The sequence below is a fragment of the Bradyrhizobium sp. UFLA05-153 genome, from assembly GCF_054185185.1.
In genome coordinates this window covers 18082-39142 of sequence record NZ_JBBIAM010000092.1, presented here as the reverse complement: position 1 = coordinate 39142, position 21061 = coordinate 18082, and the positions used below count along the sequence as shown (strand labels likewise).

Below are 21061 nucleotides of genomic sequence, written 5' to 3'. Positions count from 1 at the left end.
AGGAGCCCGGTGCGTTAGCAGCGCTCGCCGGGATCTGGGTGGGGGGCGAGGAGCAATCCTCGTCCCTACCACGACCACATCACTGACAGGTTGGCCATTGGTCAAGTCGATTGCTGCGACCTGCCAGCTGGCAAAGAAGATTCCGTAGTGGCCATCGCGATCGAGGGGGCGGATGGCCAGGCGCTCGCGAGCGAAGGCCTGGGGGACTTTCCAGAACCGTCCCTTGAAGGAGATGTAGGGTCTCGTCGATGAGACCCTGCGCACGGTCTCGCTGCTGTCATACTCGACCTGCGGAACGCGCGCGGGCATGGCACGAGAACTCGGTCGGAAGCGGTCGGCGGGCACATTCATGGCGAGCCCCTCGTGAGGTCGCTCCAGGTTGTAGACCATGCGCCAGGCGTCGAGGGCGCGCTGAACTTCCGGCAGGGTGCGGAAGCGACGCATGGCAAATACCTCGGCATTGAGCGTGCGATGGAAGCGTTCGTTCTTGCCACGGCCCTGCGGGTGGCACGGTCTGGCGTGGACCACCCTGATGCCGAGCTTGAGCAGCCATACCTTCAGCCCGGTCCAGCGAACACCCGACGTGTCGCCCCAGGGGGAGCCGTTATCGGTGTAGAAGGCCTCCGGCAGACCATAACGACGGAAGGTGGCTGTCAGATGCTTCTGCACGGTGGGGCGCTGCTCGTTCGCGCATGCCTTCAGGCACATGACATAGCGCGAATGATCGTCAACAATGGTCAGCGGATGACATCGCGTCCCGTCGCCGAGCGGCAGGTGACCCTTGAAGTCCATCTGCCACAACTGATTGGGCGCTTCCTTCTCGAAGCGATGTCCGGGGTTGGGTGGCGCATTCTCGCTCGGCTTGATCCGGTCGTTCCGACACAGGATCTGATGCACGGTTGACGGCACCGGCACAGCCTGCCCATCGCGCTTCAGGCAATGGGCGATCTTGCGTGCTCCCCAAGCTGGATGCTTATCGCGCACAGCCACGACCTGCGCCTCCATTGCAGCGTCGCTGCGCTTGGGCATCGCCTTCGGACGACGGGACTGATCCGCCAGTTCCCGATCGCCGGCCTGCCATCGTCTCAGCCACTTGTACCCGACATCAGGACTGATACCGAACCGCCGGCACAACTCCCGGCGGTTCGCCCCCTCCTGCAAGGCAAGTCGCACGAACTCGCGTCGCTGATCCACTACTAACACCTCGTTCCACGGCATGGACGGACCCCGAATCGACCAATCCAGCCAATGTTGATGTGTCAGCTATGTCTCCGAACACCCGTCAGTGATCTGTCCGGTCTAAACACTTGACCGGGCGATCCAGTACTCCGAGACGGTTGTGCTAGAATCGATAGGCCGCAGCGTACTGGATGCCCCGGTCGAGCCGGGGCATGACAGCGGTATGTGTGGCGCCTACCGCCGCTCGCGAAAGAACTCGCGCAAGAGCCGCGCCGCCTCGCTCTCGCCGACGGCCGAATAGACCTCTGGCGTATGGTGGCAGGTCGGGGAGGCGAAGAACCGCACCCCGGACTCGACCGCGCCGCCCTTGGGGTCGGCCGCGCCGTAATAGAGCCGCCTGACCCTTGCAAAGGAGATCGCGCCCGCACACATGGTGCAGGGCTCGAGCGTCACGTAGAGGTCGCAATCGACCAGCCGCTCGCTGCCGATCTTCCTGGCGGCTTCGCGCAGCGCGATGATCTCGGCATGGGCCGTGGGGTCGTGGTCGGTCAGCGTCCGGTTGGCGGCAGTCGCGATGACCTCGTAATTGCGCACCACGACGCATCCGATCGGAACTTCGCCCGATTTTCCGGCATTTTCGGCCGTTTTGAGCGCCAAATCCATGAAAGAAGGGGCTTTCATGCCTCGTATCATTGCCAGAAACCTGCTACTAGCTCCGCCTTCAGCAAGAGTGGATACCGATTTTGCCTGAGCATGCGGCTCGGAACGAGCGCGCACAATGCTTTCTGGCCACCCCCTAAGTGAGATTATTCATGCCCCGCGACAGCGACAAAGACAACGATTCCCGCGGCCGGCGTGATCGAGGCCCGTCCAAGGGCCGCACCGGCAAGCCGCGCGGCCCCGAGAAGAAGTTCGCCAAGCGCGGCTTTGCCGGCAAGGGCGATCGTGACGAGCGCCCCTCCCGCGGCGACCGCGACAGCCGGCCGTTCCGCCGCCGCGAGGATGGCGATGCACCGCGGCGCGACTATGGTGACCGGCCGCGCTTCAAGCGCGACGACCGCGGCCGCGAGGATCGCGGCGAGCGCAGCTTCAAGCCGCGTGGCGACCGTCCGTTCAAGCCGCGCGGAGATCGTCCGCAGTTCGACCGTGACGAGCGCGCGCCGCGCGGCGAGCGGTCCGAGCGGCGGTTCGAGGACCGGAAGTTTTCGCGCGGTGGCTCCGACCGGCCGCGCAAGGACTTTGGCCGCGACCGCGATTTCGAAGGCAAACGCAACTTCGAAGGCGGGGATCGCAAGCGCAGCTTTGGCGATCGCCCGCGCGACCGCGACGATCGTCCGCGCAAGTCTTTTGGCAAGAGTTTTGGCAAGGATTTTGGTGGCCGCGATCGCGGTGAGGAAAAGCCGTGGCGTCAGCGCGACGACCGGCGCGAGGGTGGCCGTGGCGAAGACCGTCCGCGCTTCTCGCGGCGGCGCGAGGAGGGCGGTGAGGATCGTCCGCGTTTCCAGCGCTCACGCGAGGAACGCTTTGGCGAAGACCGTCCCAAGTTTGGCCGGCCGCGCGACAAGCGGCCGGAGGGCCGCATGGACTGGCAGGAGCATCCGCGCAGCGAAGGCCGCTTCCGCGACCGGCCGCGCCGCGACAATGAGGACGACAGCCAGATCTTCACCAAGCGTCCGGCCTTCGGCGGCCGCGGCGCCTATCGCGAGCGCGATCGCGATTTCGACCGGCGGCCGCGTCGTGAGGACGAGCCGAAGCCGAAGAAGGCCGGCGAGCGCATCGCCAAGGTGCTGGCGCGCGCTGGCCTGGCCTCGCGGCGCGATGCCGAGGAGATGGTCACGCAGGGCCGCGTCACCGTCAACGGCCGCGTCATCAACTCGCCGGCGCTCGACGTGACGCAGAACGACGTCGTCGCCGTCGACGGCAAGCCTTTGCCGCCGCGCGAGCGCACGCGGCTGTTCCTCTATCACAAGCCGCGCGGGCTGATGACGACGCATGACGACCCCGAGGGGCGTCCGACCGTGTTCGACAACCTGCCGGAAGGCCTGCCGCGGCTGATCAGCGTCGGCCGGCTCGACTTCAACACTGAAGGCCTCTTGCTGCTCACCAACGATGGTGGCCTCGCGCGCACCCTCGAATTGCCGGACACCGGCTGGCTGCGCCGCTACCGCGTCCGCGCCCATGGCGAGATCACGCAAGCGCAGCTCGATCAATTGAAGAACGGCATCGAGGTCGAGGGCGTCAAATACGGCCCGATCGACGCCACGCTCGAGCGCGACCAGGGCGCCAATGTCTGGCTGGTGTTCGCGATCCGCGAAGGCAAGAACCGCGAGGTGCGCAACGTCTGCGCCCATCTCGGGCTCGAGGTGAACCGGCTGATCCGCGTGTCCTACGGTCCGTTCCAGCTCGGCGAGGTTCCTGAAGGCCAGGTCGACGAGATCAAGTCACGCGTGCTGCGCGAACAGCTCGGTGACAAGGTGATCGAGAAGTCGGGCGCGCAGTTCGACGTGCCCTCGAAATCCGCCTCCCGCGACGACGATGCTCCGCGCGAGAAGCCGATGAAGCGCGCCGTGATCAACGACCGCAAGGGCCGCCGCGTGCTAGTGCAGCGCACCGGCAGCGAGGAGGCGCGCGAGCGCAACGAGATGGAAGCGAGCGGCTACGGCCCGCCGCGCCGTCCCAAGCGCGGCTATCACGGCAAGCGCGATCTCAGGCCGAAAGACGAGTAAATGCGCGTCGTCGGCGGACGATTGAAGGGGCGCAATCTCGCCGCGCCGTCCTCGCGCGACATCCGTCCCACGGCGGATCGTTTGCGCGAGTCCGTGTTCAACATCCTCGTGCACGCCTATGACGATCCGATCGAGGACGCGCGCGTGCTCGATCTCTTCGCCGGCACGGGCGCGCTCGGCATCGAGGCGGCCTCGCGCGGCGCGAAATTCACGCTGTTCGTCGACAACGGCGCCGAGGCGCGTGCGCTACTCCGCAGCAATGTCGAGGCGCTGGGCCTGGGCGGCGTGACGAAGGTCTATCGCCGCGATGCGACCGATCTTGGTCCCGCGCATCCGGTCGAGCCGTTCTCGCTGGTGTTCCTCGATCCGCCCTACGGCAAGGGCCTTGCCGAGCGGGCGCTCGCGAGCTTGCGCGACGGGGGCTGGCTCATGCCGGGGGCGCTGCTGGTGGTCGAAGAAGCGAAGGCCGCGCAATTCACCGCGCCTGAAGGCTTGGAGGAACTGGAGCGGCGCGCCTATGACGACACGGAGTTCGTGTTTTTGAAGGCTCCGTAGGGTGGGTTAGCCCTGCGGCTGCGCGAAGCGCAGTCCGCTAGGCGTAACCCACCTCTTTACTTTCCGCGGCGACAAAAGCGGTGGGTTACGCCTTCGGCTAACCACCCTACGACGTCACCTCCGCCCGAACAGCTTCTCGACATCCGCGAGCTTCAGCTCCACATATGTCGGCCGGCCGTGATTGCACTGGCCGGAGTTCGGCGTCTCCTCCATCTCGCGGAGCAGCGCGTTCATCTCCTCCGGCTTGAGCCGACGGCCTGCGCGCACCGAGCCGTGGCAGGCCATGGTGGCGGCGACGTGCATCAGGCGGCGCTCCAGCGGCAGCGCCTCGTCCCACTCGGCCATGTGCTCGGCGAGATCGCGCAACAATCCACCTGCGTCAGCCTTGCCGAGCAGCGACGGCGTCTCGCGCACTGCAACGGCACCCGGACCGAAGGATTCGATCGCGAGCCCGAACGAAGCCAGCTCGTCGCTGCGCGCTAGCAGCCGTTCCACCGTCGCCTCGTCCATCTCGACGATCTCGGGGATCAGGAGGATTTGCCGCTGCACGCCGTTCTTCGCCAGCGACGCCTTCAGCCGTTCATAGACGATACGCTCATGGGCGGCATGTTGATCGATGATGATGAGGCCGTCGCGGGTCTGCGACACGATGTAGGTCTCGTGGATCTGCGTGCGCGCCGCGCCGAGCGGACGGTCGACCAGATCGCCGACGGGCTGCGTCTCGATTCTCACATCCGCGGTCGGCGCGCCGACGTCGAAGGCGGCCTGCACGCGCTCCGCGAAAGCCGGCGCAGCGGTGCCCTCGAAGGACGGCAGCGGCGCCGTCGGGGCGGATGGCGACTGCCGCCAGTCCCAATTGCCCGGGCGCGGCGCGAACGCGGGGCGGAATGACGACAGCGCGCTGCCGCCGCTATTGGCGGCGGTGCGTCGTCCCTCGCGCGCAAGACCTTCCTTCAATCCGTGTACGATCAGCGCGCGCACGAGCCCGGCATTGCGGAACCGTACCTCGGTCTTGGCCGGGTGCACGTTGGCGTCGACCTCGCGCGGGTCGAGCGTGACGAACAGCGCCAGCACCGGATGGCGGTCGCGCGGCAGATAGTCGGAATAGGCCGCGCGCACCGCCCCCAGGATCAGCTTGTCGCGCACGGGGCGTCCGTTGACGAAGAGATACTGGCCGAGCGCATTCGCCTTTGTCAGAGCGGGGGCAGCCGCGTAACCCGCGACGACGACGCCGTCGCGCTCGGCATGAACCTCGATCGCATGGCTGCGAAACTCCGCGCCCAAGATATCGCCGAGCCGCGTCAGCCGGCCGGCGGCGCCGGGCAGGGCAGCGGCCCAGGTCACCGGCGCGCGCTCCTCGCCGGCGAGCGTGAAGGCAATGTCGGGGCGCGCCATCGCCAACCGCCTGACCACTTCGCGAATGGCCTCCGCCTCGGTGCGGTCGGTCTTCAGGAATTTCAACCGCGCCGGCGTCGCATAGAAGAGGTCGTTGACCTCGACGCGCGTGCCATGCGCCAGCGCTGCCGGCATGATCTCGGACTTCTCGCCGCCTTCGACCGACAGCGCCCAGGCATGCGGTTCGCTGGCGTGGCGCGTGGTGATCGAGAGCCGTGCAACCGAGCCGATCGAAGGCAGCGCCTCGCCGCGGAACCCGAGCGTACGGATTTGCAGGAGATCCTCGTCATCGAGCTTGGACGTGGCGTGGCGTTCGACCGCGAGCGACAGGTCCCTCGCCGTCATGCCGCTGCCGTCGTCGGTGATGCCGATCCGCCGCCGGCCGCCGCCATCGGTGAACACGTCGATGCGGCTCGCGCCGGCATCGATGGCGTTCTCGACCAGTTCCTTGACCACGCTCGCAGGCCGTTCCACCACCTCGCCCGCGGCGATGCGATTAACGATCTGTTCGGGAAGTTGGCGGACGGGCATGGGTTCACTCGGCGAAGTGACCCAGTCTAACGTCGCCCGGACGCAAATGCATGTGGAAGCTTGAGCTTCCCACATACCAAATAAAGGACATTTCCAGCTTTGAGCTGCCATCACGAATGCGGCGTGCATTCGTGCGCTGCCGCATATGAGGAGCGCAATTCCGCGAAACGGCCGCGAAATCCCTCAACGATCACCACACCAGACGGTTTGCATCACGGGCGCGCCGTTCGCAGTCTTACGCGATGAAATGGTCCAGTTCAGGCGAACGGTGCGTAGAATCACCGGACCGTTCATCGCGAAAAATCCAGGAGAAATGGATGAAGTTGGTGAAGACCTCCGTGATCGCATGCGCCCTCTCGGCTCTGATTGCGACACCCGTTCTCGCTCAAGGTGCGTCGACTGACGCCAAGACGCGCGGCACCGTGCAAAGCAAGCCCATGCAGGGCGGCGTGTCAGGCAGCGAAGATGAGGATTTGGGCGCGCAGCAGGGCGCTGCCGGCGACAAGGTAGGCATGAAGTCGACCAAGGGCACGAAGGGTACGGTCGGCACCACCGGAAGCGCGGCGCGTAAAGGGACGGTCGACGATTCCACGTCGGGCGGTGCGGCTACGGGCAAGCGCTACTAACGCCGGGGCGCGAAACGGCGAACCTCCGGTCGCTCTGCGGCCGGAGGTTTTTTGATTGTTCAATCGTCGAAGCCGCCGCCGCGCCTGGCCTTGATGTCGCCGCGGCGCTTCTTGCTGTCGAGCCGGCGCTGCTTGGAGGCGAAGGTCGGCCGCGTCGCGCGGCGCGGCGTCGGCCGCACCATGGCCTCGCGCAGGATCTCGAGCAGGCGGTCGATTGCGTCCTGGCGGTTGCGCTCCTGGGTGCGAAACCGCTGCGCCTGGATCACGATGACGCCGTCCTTGGTCATGCGCTGACCGGCGAGGCGCGCAAGGCGCAAGGCCGCGTCCTCCGGCAGGGTCAGCTTGCGCGTGTCGAAGCGCAGCTGCGCCGAGGTCGCGACCTTGTTGACATTCTGTCCGCCCGGGCCGGAGGCGCGGACGAAGCCGATCTCGATGTCGTCTTCGTCGATGACGAGATCGCGGGAAATCCGCAGCATGATGGCACCTTCGTGATGCCTCGACCTATCGCGGGCACCCTCATTTGGCAATGCTGCATCATGGAAAATGCGAATGGCCGGGGCAAGCCCGGCCATTCATTGCGGAGATCGCAAGTTCAGTTCGACTTCGGCGCGGGCGCTGCGGCGGGCTGCGCGGCCGCCTGGGGCGCGCGGCCGACGATGACGGTCAGGAGGCCCTGGCCCCACAGCCGCTTCGCGGCCTGCTTGGCGTCGTCCAGCGTCACGGCATCGACGATGGCATTGCGCTTCTCGATATAGTCGATCGGCAGCTTGTCCTGCTGATACTGCAGCAGCGCCTGCGCGAGCTTGGAGGAGGTATCGAGCGCCAGCATCTGCGAGCCCTTCAGATAAGACTTCGCCTCGTCGAGCTCCTTCTGCGTCGGTCCCTCCTCGGCGATGCGGCGCACTTCCCTCTCGACGGCGTCGATGGTGTCGCCGGCGCGGTCCGCCCGCGTGCCGGTGCTGCCGATGAACACGGCCGAGTGCTCCATCCACAGCAGCGCTTCAAACACCGAATAGGCGAGCCCTCGCTTCTCGCGCACCTCGCGATAGAGCCGGGAGGACAATCCGCCGCCGCCCAGGATGTGGTTGACGACGTAGGCGGCCATGAAGTTCGGATCGCTGCGCTTCACGCCGGGGCCGCCAAAGGTGATCACGGTCTGCGGCACGTCGAGCGGCACGAAGGCGCGCTGCGGCGGTGCGGCTGGCTCGACGTCGGGGACCTGTGTGAGGTTCGCCTTGGCCGGCAGGCTGCCAAACGTCCTGTCGAGCAGCTTGCCGAGGGTTGCCGGGTCGACGTCGCCGACGACCGCGACCTTCAGCGTGTCCCTGGCCAGCACGCGGCCGACATAATCCTTCATGTCGGCGACCGTGATGGTCGGCACGCTTTCCAGCGTCCCGCTGGTCTGCCGACCGTAGGGATGATCGCCGAAGGTGATCTCGAAGAGTTTACGGCTGGCGAGCGCGGTCGGATTGGTGGTGTCGCGGCGCAGGCCCGAGATGACCTGGGAACGGATACGCTCGACGTCGGCGGTGTCGAAATGCGGCGAGGTCAGCGCCATCCGCAACAGGTCGAAAGCCTCGTCCTTGTTGTCGCGGAGCATGCGCAGGCTGCCGCGGAAGGTGTCGCGGTTGGCGTTGAAGGAGAGCTCGATGGCGCGGCGGTCGAGCCGCTCGTGGAAGGTCTTGGAATCGAGATCGCCGGAGCCTTCGTCGAGGAGGTCGCCGACGAGGTTGGCGACGCCAGGCTTGTCCTTGGGGTCCTGCGACGCGCCGCCGGCAAAGGAATACTCCATCGCGATCAGTGGCACGGTCGCGTCCTGCACGAACCAGGCTTCGATGCCGCCGGGCGAGGTCAGGTGCTGGATCTTGGCCGCGGCCTGTGACGGCGAGATGGACACCAGAGAGAGCGTCACCGAGGTGACGACGCAGAGCGCGATGCCCCGCACGCGGAGGAAGGGATAGGTCACGAACGCTTCTCCTCGCGCTTGGCGGTGGTGGTGTCCTTGATCAGGTAGCCGGTGACCGAGCGCTTCTTCTCGAGCCACTTTTGCGCGGCGGCGCGCACCTGTTCGGCGGTGACGGCGCGGATGCGATCGGGCCAGCTGCGGATGTCCTCGATGGACAGGCCCGTGGTCAGCGCGCCGCCATACCAGCTCGCCAGCACGGCCTGATTGTCCTGGGCATAGATCGCCTGCGCGATGAGCTGGGTCTTGACCCGCTCGAGATCCTCGGCGCGGATCGGGTTTTGCACGATGTCGGCGATCACGCCGTCGATCACCTGCTCGACCTCCGCGAAGCTGACGCCCTGCTTGGGCGAGGCCGCGATCGAGAACTGGCTTGGGTCGAGCGAGGTGCTCGAATAGCTGGCGCTGGCGGAGACCGCGAGCGGCTTGTCGACGACGAGCGCGCGGTAGAGATAGGAGTTGCTGCCGCTGCCCATCAGTTGCGCGAGCACGTCGAGCGCAGCGCTCTCGCCGGCCGCCGCCGTGGTTGCCGACGGCGCGAGGTAATAGCGGCGCAGGCCGGGCTGCTCGACGCGCGGATCGGACAGCGTGACGGTGCGCGGAGCAGCCGGCTCCGGCTCCTGCGGACGGATGCGTTGCGCGGGGATCGCGGGCTGTGCCGGGATCGGGCCGAAATTGCGCTCGACCAGCGGGCGCACGTCGGCGACCTCGACGTCGCCGGCGATCACCAGGATCGCGTTGTTCGGCGCATAGAAGCGCCGGTAGAACGCCAGCGCATCCTCGCGATTGAGCTTCTCGATCTCCTGGTGCCAGCCGATTATCGGTCGGCCGTAGGGATGGTTGAGATAGAGCGCGGCCATGACCTGCTCGTTCAGCCGTGCCTCGGGACTGTTGGCAACGCGCATGTTGTATTCCTCGAGCACGACGTCGCGCTCGGGCAGCACGTTCTCGTCCTTGAGCACGAGTCCCGTCATGCGATCGGCTTCGAACTCCATCATGGTTGGCAGCTGCTCGCGCGGCACGCGCTGATAGTAGTTGGTGTAGTCGACCGAGGTGGAGGCGTTCTCGTTGCCGCCGACGCGCAGCACGGTCTGTGAGAATTCGCCGACCGGATGTTTCTCCGTGCCCTTGAACATCAGGTGCTCGAGGAAATGGGCGAGCCCCGATTTGCCGGGCGTCTCGTCGGCCGAGCCGACCTTGTACCAGATCATCTCCGTGACCACGGGCGTGCGGTGGTCGGGAATCACCACGACCTGGAGTCCGTTACCGAGCGTGAAGCTGCTGGGTGGTGCGGATGTTACCGTTGTCTGGGCAGATGCGCCGCCGGTTGTAAGAGCACAAGTGGAGAGCAACGCGGCGAGGAGGCAGGCAGCCGATCGGTATGAGGACATCACAATCCTTGTGAAAGCCCGGACCCAAATGCCCGGGTGCAAAAGCACGGCATGCTACACCGTGCGACCTAGCGCTTTGCGTCACGAAGCAGAGAACGCCGTCATCGTGAAGTTAAAGATAAGTCATGTGGTGCATCCGGCCTACACCGGACGATTGCGGCAGTTCCTCAATGAGCACGAAAGGCCGGCAGGAGCGCTATTGCTCTTTTTCCTTGCCGCTCTGCACGTCGTAATACGTCTTCTTGGTTTTGTCCGGCCCCCCGGAACCATAGGCGTAATTCGGCGAGGGCGTCTGGTAACCGGGCGGCGGCTCGGTCAGGGATCCCCGCGGCGGCTCAGACTTGAATTCCGCGGCTTCGTTGCTGTCGCCCTTGAAGAGTTTGAACAGGCCGCCGGTGTAGCCGAGCTGGGCCGGACTCAGGGTCGGATTGTTCTGAGTAGGCTGGCCCGGCTCGTTGCTGGTGGTGCGAGTAGGGCCGTTCGTCTTGGCCGCGTTCATCTCGGCTGGCGTCAGCGGCCGGGCGGCTTCCCATGGCTGCTGGAATTTGGTGCCGGATTTCTTTCTTGCGGCAGCAAGCTCCTTGCGGCGCCTTTCGTCGGGGTCCTTGGGCCAGTTTGGCGCGGCCGCCTCGGCAGACGACGCAGGCGGAGGCAGGTCGAGCTTCGGAGGCACTACCAGCGGCGAACGTTCGCGGTATTCGATGCCGGGCTTCTCCAAGCTGCGGCCGCCCTGGGCGCCGAGGCCGGACATCAGATTGTCGATGAGTTTTTCCTCGAAGGTCCGGTCGTCTTCTTCGTCGTCATCGCCGGCGCGGGCCGCGCCGGCCGCCATCACGAGACCGATGCCGAGTGCGACGGAAGTAAGCTTCAGCGAGCGCAACAGCCCGTGCATCGAGCTTCGCATCATCCAACCTTTCGGCTCGCTTTCGCGCATCGCTGTACCTGTTCTGTTTCGTAATCGATCGCCGCGCCCTGCGCGGGCCTGCCCTCGCAAGCAAGGTTCCACCGTCCGGGCCCGTATCGGCCGGGATCAGGGCGCTTTTGCGGCGGGTACCCCCAGGAAGGAATCATACAATAGGGCCGCAACCCCAGCAACGATGGCCACGTCGGCGAGGTTAAACACGTACCAATTGTAGGTATTTCCGGCGATTTCGACGTGAAACAGCGCGAAATCGAACACGGCGCCATAGGCCAGACGGTCGATGGCATTGCCGATGGCGCCGCCGATGATCAGCCCCAGCGCCACCGTTGCCAGCCGGGTCTGCGCGCGGGTCATCCAGACTGCCAGCAGGACCACCGCGACGGCCTTGACCGCCATCAGCGCGATCTGCCCGGCCGCGCCTTCGGTCTGCAGCCAGCCATAGCTGATGCCCTTGTTCCAGGCCGGCATGAGGTCGAAGAAAGACGTCAACCTCAGCCCGCCGCGACGGTTGAGGTCGAACACGTTGAGCAGCCAGAGCTTCGAGGCCTGGTCCAGCACGAGCGAAATCACGGCAGACAGAACGCCGGCGCGGAGAGGGGTCATGGTGCTGCGGCCCCAAACTCCGCCGTCGTCCCGGCGAAGGCCGGGACACATAACCCCAGGCGGAAGTTGGTTGAAAGACTCGTGGTCATCAGCCTTCGCGATCGTGGTTGGCAACTAAGATCAAATGCCCACCCCCAACGCCTTCCACTCGCGCAGCGCCGTGGCATCGCGCGGGGTGACGTCGGGATACTCCGCATCCTCGCCGACAGTCGGCAGGATCTTCCAGGAGCGGGCGCATTTGGTGCCCTGCGCCTTCTCGACCACGACGGCAACGCCGGGAACGGCATCGAGACGGAACGCAGCCGCCGGCGCCTCTCCCTCGCGCACCTCGTAATTCGAGGTGATGCAGACCTCGGCGAGATCGACGTCGAACAGCGTCATCATCGTGTTCCGGTCGGCGATATAGATCACCGGTGATGCCTCGAGCGACGAGCCGATGTTCTTGGCCGCGCGCTCGAGTTCGAGCGCACCGGTGACGACGCGGCGCACGTTGCGGATGATCTCCCATTTCGCGGCGAGCTTGTCGTCGCGCAAGTTTTCGAGACCTTCGGGGAACAGCGTCAGATGCACCGAGGGCTCGGCATCCGGCCGGTACATCCGCCACGCCTCCTCGGCGGTGAAGCTCAGCACCGGCGCCAGCCATTTCAGGATCGCGTTGCAGAGCATATCGATCGTGGTCAGCGCCGCCTTGCGCGTCAGCGAGGACGGCGGATCGCAATAGAGCGTATCCTTGCGGATATCGAAATAGAACGCCGAGAGTTCGCTGTTCAGGAACGCGGACAGGATTGCGACCACGCTCTTGAAGTCGAACGTCTCATAGGCCCTGCGGATCAATTCGGCGCGGAGCGCGAGCTCGTGCAGCATCAGCCGCTCGAGCTCGGGCATCTCGGCGGGCGCGACCGCGTCGGCCGGCTTGTAGTGATGTAGCGTGCCGAGCATCCAGCGCACGGTGTTGCGCAGCTTGCGGTAGGTCTCGACCGTGTTCTTCAGGATCTCGGGCCCGATGCGCTGGTCGTCGGTGTAGTCGCAGGACGCGACCCAGAGCCGGAGGATGTCGGCGCCGGATTCCTTGATAACGGCCTGCGGCTCGATGGTGTTGCCGAGCGACTTCGACATCTTGCGGCCGTCCTCGGCTTGGGTGAAGCCGTGGGTCAGCACGATGTCATAGGGCGCGCGTCCGCGCGTGCCGCAACTTTCCAGCAGCGAGGAATGGAACCAGCCGCGATGCTGGTCCGAGCCCTCCAGATACATCACTGTGTCCGTGCCGCCGTCGACCTTGCGCTTGATGCCGGCGAGGCCGGGGAAATGCACGGGGTCTTCCAGCACGAAGGCGTGGGTCGAGCCTGAATCGAACCAGACGTCGAGGATGTCGTCGACCTTCTTCCAGTCCTCATTGGCGCGGCTTCCGAGGAAGCGCTCGCGGGCGCCGTCCATGTACCAGGCGTCGGCGCCTTCCTTCTCGAAGGCGTCGCCAATGCGCGTGTTGACCGCCTCGTCCTGAAGGATCTCGGCCGAGCCGTCCCCCTTCTCGCGTACGAACACGGCAATCGGCACGCCCCAGGCACGCTGGCGCGAGATCACCCAGTCGGGGCGCGCCTCGATCATGCCGTTGATGCGGTTCTCGCCCGACGGCGGCACCCATTGCGTCACCGAGATCGCGTGCAGCGCGCGGGCGCGCAGCGTCTCGCCGCCCTTCGCCTTGCCGTCTGCCGCAATGTCCGTAGCCCCGGGCCTGCCCGGGGCGTCCACAATAGGTTTGTCCATTGCGATGAACCATTGCGGCGTGTTGCGGAAGATCACCGGCTTCTTGGAGCGCCAGGAATGCGGATATTGGTGCTTCAGCCGGCCGCGCGCGAGCAGCTTGCCGGCGTCAACCAGCGCCTTGATCACGGCGTCGTTGGCGTCGCCCTTCTCGCCCTTGTCGTTGATGACGCGCTTGCCGGCAAAGCCTGGTGCGTGGTCGGTGTAGGCGCCATTCTCGTCGACGGTGTAGGGGATCGCGGTCGGGATGCCGCGCGCATCCAGCTCGCGCGTATTCGCCGTCCAGACGTCAAAATCCTCGCGGCCGTGGCTCGGCGCGGTGTGCACGAAGCCGGTGCCGGTGTCGTCGGTGACGTGATCGCCGGGCAGGAGCGGCACGGTGAAGCCGTAGCCGCCGCCAAGCCCCTTCAGCGGATGGGCGCACTCGATCGCGTCCATGGTGTCGCCGGGGATGTCGCGGACCTTCTCGTAAGAAGTCACGCGCGCCTGCTTGAACACCTCTCCAGCCAGCGCATCCGCAAGGATCAGGAGATCGCCGGTCCTGGCCCAATTGTCGCTAGGGGCGTCCGTGACTTTATAGAGGCCGTAGGCGATCTTCGGCGAGAACGAGATGGCGCGGTTGCCGGGCAGCGTCCAGGGCGTGGTGGTCCAGATCACGACGCTTGCGGAGGCAAGCGCGCCATGCGCGGGCGAGGTGACCGGGAATTTCACCCAGACCATGTCCGAGGTGTAGTCCTCATATTCGACCTCGGCTTCGGCAAGCGCGGTCATCTCGACCACGCTCCACATCACCGGCTTGGAGCCGCGATAGAGCGTGCCGTTGGCGGCGAACTTCATCAGTTCACGCGCGATCTGGGCTTCCGCCGGATAGCTCATGGTGGCGTAGGGATGGGCCCAGTCGCCGATCACGCCGAGACGCTTGAACTCCTCGCGCTGCACGTTGAGCCAGTGCGTCGCATAGGCGCGGCACTCCCGGCGGAAGTCGACCATCGCCGCAGAGTCGCGGAAATCGGGCTTCTGCTTGCCCTTCTTGCGGTAGTGCTCCTCCTCGACCTTCCACTCGATCGGCAGGCCGTGGCAGTCCCAGCCGGGCACATAGTTGGAATCGAAGCCGAGCATCTGCTGGCTCTTGGTGACGAGATCCTTGAGGATCTTGTTCAGCGCCGTGCCGATGTGGATGTTGCCGTTGGCGTAGGGCGGGCCGTCATGCAGCACGAATTTGTCACGACCCTTGGCGCTCTCGCGCAGCTTCTCGTAGAGGCCGATCTCGTACCAGCGCTTGAGGATCTCCGGCTCGCGCTGCGGCAGGCCGGCGCGCATCGGGAATTCCGTCTGCGGCAGGAACAGGGTTTTGGAATAGTCTTTGGCTTCGGACTTTTGCGGCTTTTCGGACATGAATGATCTGGCTCGGAAGGGCGCGGAAGGAATGCGATCACGATCGCGGGGCGAAACGCGGAAATCCCGGTCTTGCGCCGAGCCAAAGCTCAGACGGAAGCCGGGCCGCTAATCCCTATGATGCGCCGCGCAAACATGGGCTCTCCTTAGCAGCCGGGCGGCCAAATCGCAAAGGGCCGGGAGGGGGCGTTTTGGGGCCTCAGTCGACGCTTCCCAGCTTCGGGAAGGCGTTGGGGGCGGCTGCCAGCAGGACCCTCGCGCGGGCGGAATCCTCGTCCATCTGGCGGATCAGCGGCTCGATGCCGTCGAACTTCAGTTCCTCGCGAATGAAGCCGATGAACGCGCAATCGAGTTCTTGCCCGTAGAGGTCGCCCTTGAAGTCGAACAGGAAGATTTCAAGCAGCGGCGCTCCATTATCGAACGTCGGGCGCCGGCCGAAGCTTGCAACCCCCTCCAGCCGCTCCGCCCCGCGGCCGACCCGGACCGCGTAGATGCCGTGCTTGAGGGCGCAATTGGCGTCGAGGCGGATATTGGCGGTGGGATAGCCGAGGTCGCGGCCGCGCTTCTCGCCGTGGATGACCTCGCCGGTCACGAACCAGGGCGCGCCCAGCATGGTCGTGGCCTCAATGAGCTGGCCTTCGGCGAGCGCGGTGCGGATCGCGCTGGAGGAGACCGGCCGCTCGTCGATATCGACATGCGGCTGGACGTCGACCTCGATACCCAGCCGGGGCGCCTCATTGACGAGCAGGCTCGGCGAGCCGACCCGGCCTTTGCCGAAATGAAAGTCGTAGCCGACCGCGATCCCGCTGACCCCGAGCCGGCCGATCAGGTCATGGTGAATGAAATCTTGTGCTGATGTCCCGGCGCGGGTCTTGTCGAAGGTCATGACCACGGCTCCCGCAAGCCCGGTGCCGGCCAGAAGCCGCAGCTTGGCCCGCTCATCCGTGAGGCGGAATTGCGGGGTATTGGGGCTGAAAAACCGCCGCGGATGCGGCTCGAAAGTGAGCGCAAAAGCAGGCCGGTTATGCGTCCGGCCCATCTCCAGTGCAGCCGCAATCACCGCCCGATGGCCGAGATGAACACCGTCGAAATTGCCCATGGCGACCACGGCACCCCTCGGGATCGCGTGAGCCGGCGTGGAATCGCGGATAACGATAAAATGCGGAGCCATCAGGGGAATTCTCTGGGGGGCGGGTCGGCCCGAAACCGTGACGTGACGCGCCAGGCGAAGTCAAGCGGGGGATGTGGCCGCATTGTCCGGCATTTCCGGGCTTTCCGGCCAGAGCCAATTAACGCGCTGTTTAACGCCTTGGTGCTAGTCCTTTGACATGGAACTGCGGGGCGTCGGGCCCGGCAGTTCGATCGTTAATATTTCCTGTTGCGTTTGGGGGAGTCGAGATGGCGGTTGATTTGTCGATGTCGGTTCTGGTGGTTGATGACTACAGCACCATGATCCGTATCATTCGGAATCTGCTGAAGCAGCTTGGCTTCGATAATATCGACGACGCCAGCGACGGCTCGGCGGCGCTGAACAAGATGCGCGGCAAGAAGTACGGGCTCGTGATTTCCGACTGGAACATGGAGCCGATGACGGGCTACGACCTCCTGCGCGAAGTGCGGGCCGATCCCAACCTCGCGACCACGCCCTTCATCATGATCACGGCGGAATCCAAGACCGAGAACGTGATCGCGGCCAAGAAGGCCGGCGTGAACAACTATATCGTCAAGCCGTTCAACGCGGCGACGCTGAAGACCAAGATCGAGGCGGTCTTCCCGGACATGGCGAGCGCGTAAGCGCTCCATCTCCCATCACGGAGAGATTTGGATGCCCGGGCTCGTCCCGGGCATTTATTTTTTGTCGTCATTCCGGGGGCCCGAAGGGCGAACCCGGAATCTCGAGATTCCGGGTTCGGTGCTGGCGCACTGCCCCGGAATGACGGTCATGCATTTACCACTTCAATTCGCGCATCAGCGCCTTCGGCGGGTGGCCGAACAGCTCCAGCACCGAGGCCGGATCGAGTTGGTCGAGGCCCTCGAACTCCTCGGAATGGATACCGCGGGTGACGAACAGGCAGTCGATGCCGAACTCGCGCGCGCCGGTTAAGTCGGTGCGCACGGAATCGCCGATCGCCAGCACCTTCCTGCGATCGATCTGGTGGCCCTGACGCTCGCCGGCGAGGGCCATCGCGCGCTCGTAGATCGGCCGGTGCGGCTTGCCGTAGAAGATCACCTCGCCGCCGAGCTCGCGGTAGAGCTCGGCGATGGCGCCGGCGCAATAGATCAGCCGGTCGCCGCGCTCGACCACGATATCGGGGTTGGCGCAGACCAGCGTGAGCTTGCGCTCGCGCGCCTTCAGCATCATGCCGCGATAATCTTCCGCCGACTCGGTCTCGTCGTCATAGAGGCCGGTGCAGACGATGTAGTCGGCCTCCTCCAGCGGCGCGAGCACCGCGTCGAGCCCGCGATGGATCGAGCCGTCGCGCTCGGGGCCGAGCCAGAACATCTTGCGGCCGGGATGATCGGCGACATAGAGCCGCGTCAGATCGCCCGAGGAGACGATGGCGTCATAGGTCTCGTCGGCAACGCCAAGCTTGCGCAATTGCCGCTGCACCGAATCCGCCGGTCGCGGCGCGTTGGTGATCAGGACGACCGTACCGCCCTGCTGCCGGAAATTGTGCAGCGCCTCGCAGGCTTCGGGGAAGGACTCGAGGCCGTTATGGACCACGCCCCAGATGTCGCTGAGCACGACGTCCACGCCCGCGACCAGCTCACGCAGGCTCTCGACGAAATGCAGCGTGGTCATGGCACGGACGGCCGGTCAGATGCGGCGCGCGAGCGCTGCATTGCCGGTGATGCGCTGTGGCGGCGGCGCGGAAGCCGTTTCGCCTGAGCTGGACGGGACGGAGCCATTGGATACCTGTTGCTGCGCCTGGTCCGGCGCGGCTCCGGCGGTAGCAGATGCACCTTCCGGCCGCAATGGCCGGGGTGGGGCGAACAGGAACCCCTGGCCGAACCGCACATCGTAGTCGAGCAAGTCGACCACCGCGCGCTCGCCCTCGATCCGCTCGGCGATGAGGTCGATGCCGAAGCGGCCGAGCAGGTCGGACAGGTCGGACGGATGGATGTCAGAGGTCGAGGCCTGTTTGGGATCGAGCAGCAGCGCAGCCGGCACCTTGATGAAGCGCACGCCGCGGTCGGCGAGCTCGCGCGGCTCGATGCGCAGGTCCGTGACGTGGTCGATCGAGAAGCGGAAGCCGCGCTGGGCGAGCGCCGCCAGATTCTCGGTCTCGGCGGGGCCGAGATTGCGGAACGTCGACTGCTTGAATTCGAGCACCAGCGAGGGCGCGAGCGCCCGGTTGGCCTCGAGGAAGTCGAGGCATTGCGCAAAGGTGGTGGAATTGCCGAGCGTGGAGGCCGCAACGTTGCAGAACACGCCGACGTCCTTGTTGCGCACCATCAACCGGCGCAGCACTTGCACACAACGCAGCATCACAATGTTGTCGATGCGCCCGATGAGCCCCGAGGCCTCTGCGATGCTGATGAACTCCTCGGCGGCGATGAGCTGGTCGCGCCCGTCGCGCACCCGGGTCACCGCCTCGTAGAAGCGGACCTTGCGCTGCGGCAGCGTCACCATCGGCTGGAGAAAGATGTCGATGCGGTTCTCGTCGATCGCGCTGCGCAGCGTCGCGAGCAGTTGCGCCTGGTTGCGGGCACCGGCGGTGGCGACGGGAGCGCTCGGGGGTGCCGGCGGAACCGGCGGCGGCGCGGCCGGCCGGGGCTCCGGTGCTGCCAAAAGTTCATGCGCCGTCTCGGCTTCCGGCTGCGCAGCGGGCGCTGGCGCGTCCGTCGCCAGCAGGTCCTCATGCGTCGCCAGGGTGGCGGCGAGCTCCTTGACCAGGCCGCCGAGCTCGTTGATCTCGCCGACCACCGACTGGATGCGGTCCGCGTTGGTGGAATTGGCCGACGCGACGCGTCCCTCGACCGCTGCGAGCCGGCGGCCGAATTCGGCGACCTGGCGGGCGAGATCGGCGGTGCCGCGCGACAGATCGGCGATCTGGTTGCCGACGTCGCTGCGGTCGCGCAGGCGCATCGAGACCGCGTTGTACAGGATCAGGAAGGTCAGCGCCGTCAATGCCACGATCGCGGATTCGGTTCCGCTGATGCCGGCCACCGAATGAAGGACGAGGCCGAGCGAGGCTGCGACCAGCACCATGCAGATGGCGATGAAGATCGTCGAGATGCGAATCATGCCGCGCGCTACGCCCTCTAGTGCTGACTGCCCCACCCGGGAAAACACGGGCACGTCTCTGGCACGCTCTTGTTAAACGCCCCCGAGCGAGGGTGACCTTAACATCATTGTTGATTCGCGGGGATAGGGCGTCGTCGCGCGCTAGGTGAGACCGGCGCGGCGAAAGCCTTCCAGGTAGCGGTCGCGGTCGGTCGCGAGCTTGATCGGCATGAACTCGGCGATCCAGGCGAGCGAGACGTTCGGCTGGGCCCGGCGCAGCTCCTGCAAAGCGGAGCGGGCAAGGTCCGCACGGCCGGCCATGCCGGCCGCCGAGGTCAGCACCCTGTGCGCGCCGACGAAATCGCTGCGCTGTCGCAAGGCCTCGTGCGCGAGCCGGATCGCCTCCTCATAATCGCCGCCGAGGAAGCGGGCATAGGCCTTGATGCCGAAATAGACCGGCGCATAGGGGTCGCGCGGGCTGAGACGGATGGCACGGCGCGCCGCCTCGTCAGCATCCTGCCAGCGGCCGCAATAGCTGAGCGCCAGCCCATAATAGCCCTGCGCCAGCGCGTAGCTCGGATTGAGCCGCAGCGCAGTCTCGAATTCGGCGAGCGAATCCTCGAAATGGCGCGCGAACAGATGGACGTGGCCGAGCGCATTATGGGCCCAGGGATCCTCGTCGTCGGCCCGGATCGCGGCGAGCGCGGCGCGCTCGGCGATCGGCATTGCGGCGGCCATGTCCATCCAGCCCATATGAGCGGTGAACATGTAGCTGGTTCCAAGCAGGCCCAGCGCCTTGCCGTAATTCGGGTCGAGCGCGATGGCCTTCTCCAGCAAGGCCTGCGCGACCACATGGTCCTGTCGCGTCACGCGCCAGTAATGGGCGAGCGCCCGCATCACCAGGTCCCACGCATCCATGCTGTCGGGCGGCTTGCGCTGGGCGCGAAAATTTTCTGCCGCATAGAGCTGCGGCTCGATCGCGGCGACGATGGCTTCGGTGATCTCGTCCTGTACCGCGAACACGTCGGCGAGCTCGCGATCGTAGCGTTCCGCCCAGAGATGGCTGCCGGTCGCGACGTCGTTGAGCTGCGCGGTGATGCGTACGCGGTCGCCGCCCTTGCGCACGCTTCCTTCGACGACGTAGCGGACGCCGAGTTCGTCTGCGACCTCCCGCAGATGAACCGTCCGCCCCTTGTAGATGAATGAGGAGTTGCGCGCGATCACGAAGAACCAACGCAGCTTCGACAGCGCCGTGATGATGTCTTCGCTGATGCCGTCGGAAAAATACTCCTGCTCCGCATCGCCGCTCATGTTGGTGAAGGGCAGCACGGCGATTGCCGGCCGGTCGGGCAGCGGCTGGGCGGACGGTTGCTTCCGCGCGTCCGGCGTTGCCGACGGGTCAGCTTTGCTAGTTTCGACGACGTCGCCGACGAAGCGCACGCCCTTGCGCGCCACGGTGCGGATCAGCCGTTGTTCCTCGCCGGTGTCGTTGATCGCGCGCCGTGCTGCGTTGATGCGGCTTGCGAGCGTGGAGTCCGAGACGACGCGCCCGTTCCACACCGCATCGAGCAGATTGTCGCGCGTCACCACGCGGTCGCGGTTGCGGATCAAATGGATCAACAGATCGAATACCTGCGGCTCGAGCGCGACGAGGTGATCTGCGCGCCGCAATTCGCGGCGCTCGGGATCCAGCGAAAAATCCTCGAACTGGAACGCCACGCCCGGCTCCCGCTCAGAAATCAAGGCGCTCTCAACGTAAAATAACGGCGCTCTCAAAGCCAGTCAC

General features: G+C 65.8%; 17 protein-coding genes. 4 read left to right on the top strand and 13 right to left on the bottom strand.

Features of this window, described 5'->3' with window-relative positions; genetic code table 11:
• Positions 1-1218, bottom strand: a 1218-nt coding sequence (locus Q2941_RS36900; protein ID WP_458195556.1) for an IS481 family transposase, incomplete at its 3' end; no start/stop codon positions are given.
• Between the two features lie 195 nt (positions 1219-1413).
• Complete coding sequence (locus tag Q2941_RS36895) at positions 1414-1872, bottom strand: nucleoside deaminase (protein ID WP_035662390.1); 459 nt, start codon at positions 1870-1872, stop codon at positions 1414-1416.
• Between the two features lie 119 nt (positions 1873-1991).
• Here Q2941_RS36895 and Q2941_RS36890 point away from each other — a divergent pair, with 119 nt between their 5' ends.
• On the top strand, positions 1992-3905 hold the full coding sequence (locus Q2941_RS36890; RefSeq protein WP_458195555.1) for a pseudouridine synthase: 1914 nt from the start codon (positions 1992-1994) through the stop codon (positions 3903-3905).
• A complete protein-coding gene (gene rsmD, locus Q2941_RS36885) occupies positions 3906-4460 on the top strand; it encodes a 16S rRNA (guanine(966)-N(2))-methyltransferase RsmD (RefSeq protein ID WP_458195554.1) in 555 nt (184 codons plus the stop codon).
• A 114-nt stretch (positions 4461-4574) separates the two neighbouring features.
• Here the strand turns inward: rsmD and mutL are convergent, their stop codons facing one another.
• Positions 4575-6386, bottom strand: coding sequence for a DNA mismatch repair endonuclease MutL (gene mutL / locus Q2941_RS36880; RefSeq protein WP_458195553.1), 1812 nt, complete (start codon positions 6384-6386; stop codon positions 4575-4577).
• A 317-nt stretch (positions 6387-6703) separates the two neighbouring features.
• Between mutL and Q2941_RS36875 the strand changes: the two genes are divergently transcribed.
• A complete protein-coding gene (locus Q2941_RS36875) occupies positions 6704-7012 on the top strand; it encodes a hypothetical protein (protein WP_458195552.1) in 309 nt (102 codons plus the stop codon).
• A gap of 59 nt (positions 7013-7071) precedes the next feature.
• Here the strand turns inward: Q2941_RS36875 and arfB are convergent, their stop codons facing one another.
• The 7 genes from arfB to Q2941_RS36840 all read right to left on the bottom strand — a co-directional run bounded on the left by arfB (position 7072) and on the right by Q2941_RS36840 (position 16218).
• Complete coding sequence (gene arfB / locus Q2941_RS36870) at positions 7072-7488, bottom strand: alternative ribosome rescue aminoacyl-tRNA hydrolase ArfB (protein WP_027523048.1); 417 nt, start codon at positions 7486-7488, stop codon at positions 7072-7074.
• A 116-nt stretch (positions 7489-7604) separates the two neighbouring features.
• Positions 7605-8978: a M16 family metallopeptidase gene (locus Q2941_RS36865; protein WP_458195551.1), complete on the bottom strand. Its 1374-nt coding sequence runs from the start codon at positions 8976-8978 to the stop codon at positions 7605-7607.
• On the bottom strand, positions 8975-10366 hold the full coding sequence (locus Q2941_RS36860; RefSeq protein WP_027523050.1) for a M16 family metallopeptidase: 1392 nt from the start codon (positions 10364-10366) through the stop codon (positions 8975-8977). The genes Q2941_RS36865 and Q2941_RS36860 overlap by 4 nt, the downstream gene beginning before the upstream one ends.
• Before the next feature lie 196 nt (positions 10367-10562).
• Positions 10563-11300: a hypothetical protein gene (locus tag Q2941_RS36855; protein ID WP_027523051.1), complete on the bottom strand. Its 738-nt coding sequence runs from the start codon at positions 11298-11300 to the stop codon at positions 10563-10565.
• Positions 11301-11396: 96 nt separating this feature from the next.
• Positions 11397-11891, bottom strand: coding sequence for a signal peptidase II (gene lspA, locus Q2941_RS36850; RefSeq protein ID WP_027523052.1), 495 nt, complete (start codon positions 11889-11891; stop codon positions 11397-11399).
• A 120-nt stretch (positions 11892-12011) separates the two neighbouring features.
• Positions 12012-15047, bottom strand: coding sequence for an isoleucine--tRNA ligase (gene ileS / locus Q2941_RS36845; protein WP_458195550.1), 3036 nt, complete (start codon positions 15045-15047; stop codon positions 12012-12014).
• A 199-nt stretch (positions 15048-15246) separates the two neighbouring features.
• Positions 15247-16218, bottom strand: coding sequence for a bifunctional riboflavin kinase/FAD synthetase (locus Q2941_RS36840; RefSeq protein ID WP_254110895.1), 972 nt, complete (start codon positions 16216-16218; stop codon positions 15247-15249).
• Positions 16219-16445: 227 nt separating this feature from the next.
• Here Q2941_RS36840 and Q2941_RS36835 point away from each other — a divergent pair, with 227 nt between their 5' ends.
• Positions 16446-16841, top strand: a complete 396-nt coding sequence (locus Q2941_RS36835; RefSeq protein ID WP_027523055.1) for a response regulator — start codon at positions 16446-16448, stop codon at positions 16839-16841.
• A 154-nt stretch (positions 16842-16995) separates the two neighbouring features.
• Here Q2941_RS36835 and Q2941_RS36830 read toward each other — a convergent pair whose 3' ends face one another.
• From Q2941_RS36830 to Q2941_RS36820, 3 genes are all read right to left on the bottom strand, one after another.
• Entirely contained in the window at positions 16996-17850 is an 855-nt protein-coding gene (locus Q2941_RS36830; protein ID WP_027523056.1) for a TIGR01459 family HAD-type hydrolase, read from the bottom strand.
• A 15-nt stretch (positions 17851-17865) separates the two neighbouring features.
• Positions 17866-19296 carry an EAL domain-containing protein gene (locus tag Q2941_RS36825; RefSeq protein ID WP_027523057.1) on the bottom strand — a complete coding sequence of 477 codons (1431 nt, stop codon included), beginning with the start codon at positions 19294-19296 and terminating at the stop codon, positions 17866-17868.
• Between the two features lie 141 nt (positions 19297-19437).
• Positions 19438-20994, bottom strand: coding sequence for a winged helix-turn-helix domain-containing protein (locus tag Q2941_RS36820; protein WP_027523058.1), 1557 nt, complete (start codon positions 20992-20994; stop codon positions 19438-19440).
• Between the last annotated feature and the right edge of the window lie 67 nt (positions 20995-21061).

What these genes read in the sequence shown, in the direction of transcription:
- Q2941_RS36895 (WP_035662390.1), bottom strand. Translation starts at nt 1,872, where the DNA reads ATGATACGAGGCATGAAAGCCCCTTCTTTCATGGATTTGGCGCTCAAA.
- Q2941_RS36890 (WP_458195555.1), top strand. Translation starts at nt 1,992, where the DNA reads ATGCCCCGCGACAGCGACAAAGACAACGATTCCCGCGGCCGGCGTGAT.
- rsmD (WP_458195554.1), top strand. Translation starts at nt 3,906, where the DNA reads ATGCGCGTCGTCGGCGGACGATTGAAGGGGCGCAATCTCGCCGCGCCG.
- mutL (WP_458195553.1), bottom strand. Translation starts at nt 6,386, where the DNA reads ATGCCCGTCCGCCAACTTCCCGAACAGATCGTTAATCGCATCGCCGCG.
- Q2941_RS36875 (WP_458195552.1), top strand. Translation starts at nt 6,704, where the DNA reads ATGAAGTTGGTGAAGACCTCCGTGATCGCATGCGCCCTCTCGGCTCTG.
- arfB (WP_027523048.1), bottom strand. Translation starts at nt 7,488, where the DNA reads ATGCTGCGGATTTCCCGCGATCTCGTCATCGACGAAGACGACATCGAG.
- Q2941_RS36860 (WP_027523050.1), bottom strand. Translation starts at nt 10,366, where the DNA reads ATGTCCTCATACCGATCGGCTGCCTGCCTCCTCGCCGCGTTGCTCTCC.
- Q2941_RS36855 (WP_027523051.1), bottom strand. Translation starts at nt 11,300, where the DNA reads ATGCGCGAAAGCGAGCCGAAAGGTTGGATGATGCGAAGCTCGATGCAC.
- lspA (WP_027523052.1), bottom strand. Translation starts at nt 11,891, where the DNA reads ATGACCCCTCTCCGCGCCGGCGTTCTGTCTGCCGTGATTTCGCTCGTG.
- ileS (WP_458195550.1), bottom strand. Translation starts at nt 15,047, where the DNA reads ATGTCCGAAAAGCCGCAAAAGTCCGAAGCCAAAGACTATTCCAAAACC.
- Q2941_RS36840 (WP_254110895.1), bottom strand. Translation starts at nt 16,218, where the DNA reads ATGGCTCCGCATTTTATCGTTATCCGCGATTCCACGCCGGCTCACGCG.
- Q2941_RS36835 (WP_027523055.1), top strand. Translation starts at nt 16,446, where the DNA reads ATGGCGGTTGATTTGTCGATGTCGGTTCTGGTGGTTGATGACTACAGC.
- Q2941_RS36830 (WP_027523056.1), bottom strand. Translation starts at nt 17,850, where the DNA reads ATGACCACGCTGCATTTCGTCGAGAGCCTGCGTGAGCTGGTCGCGGGC.
- Q2941_RS36825 (WP_027523057.1), bottom strand. Translation starts at nt 19,296, where the DNA reads ATGATTCGCATCTCGACGATCTTCATCGCCATCTGCATGGTGCTGGTC.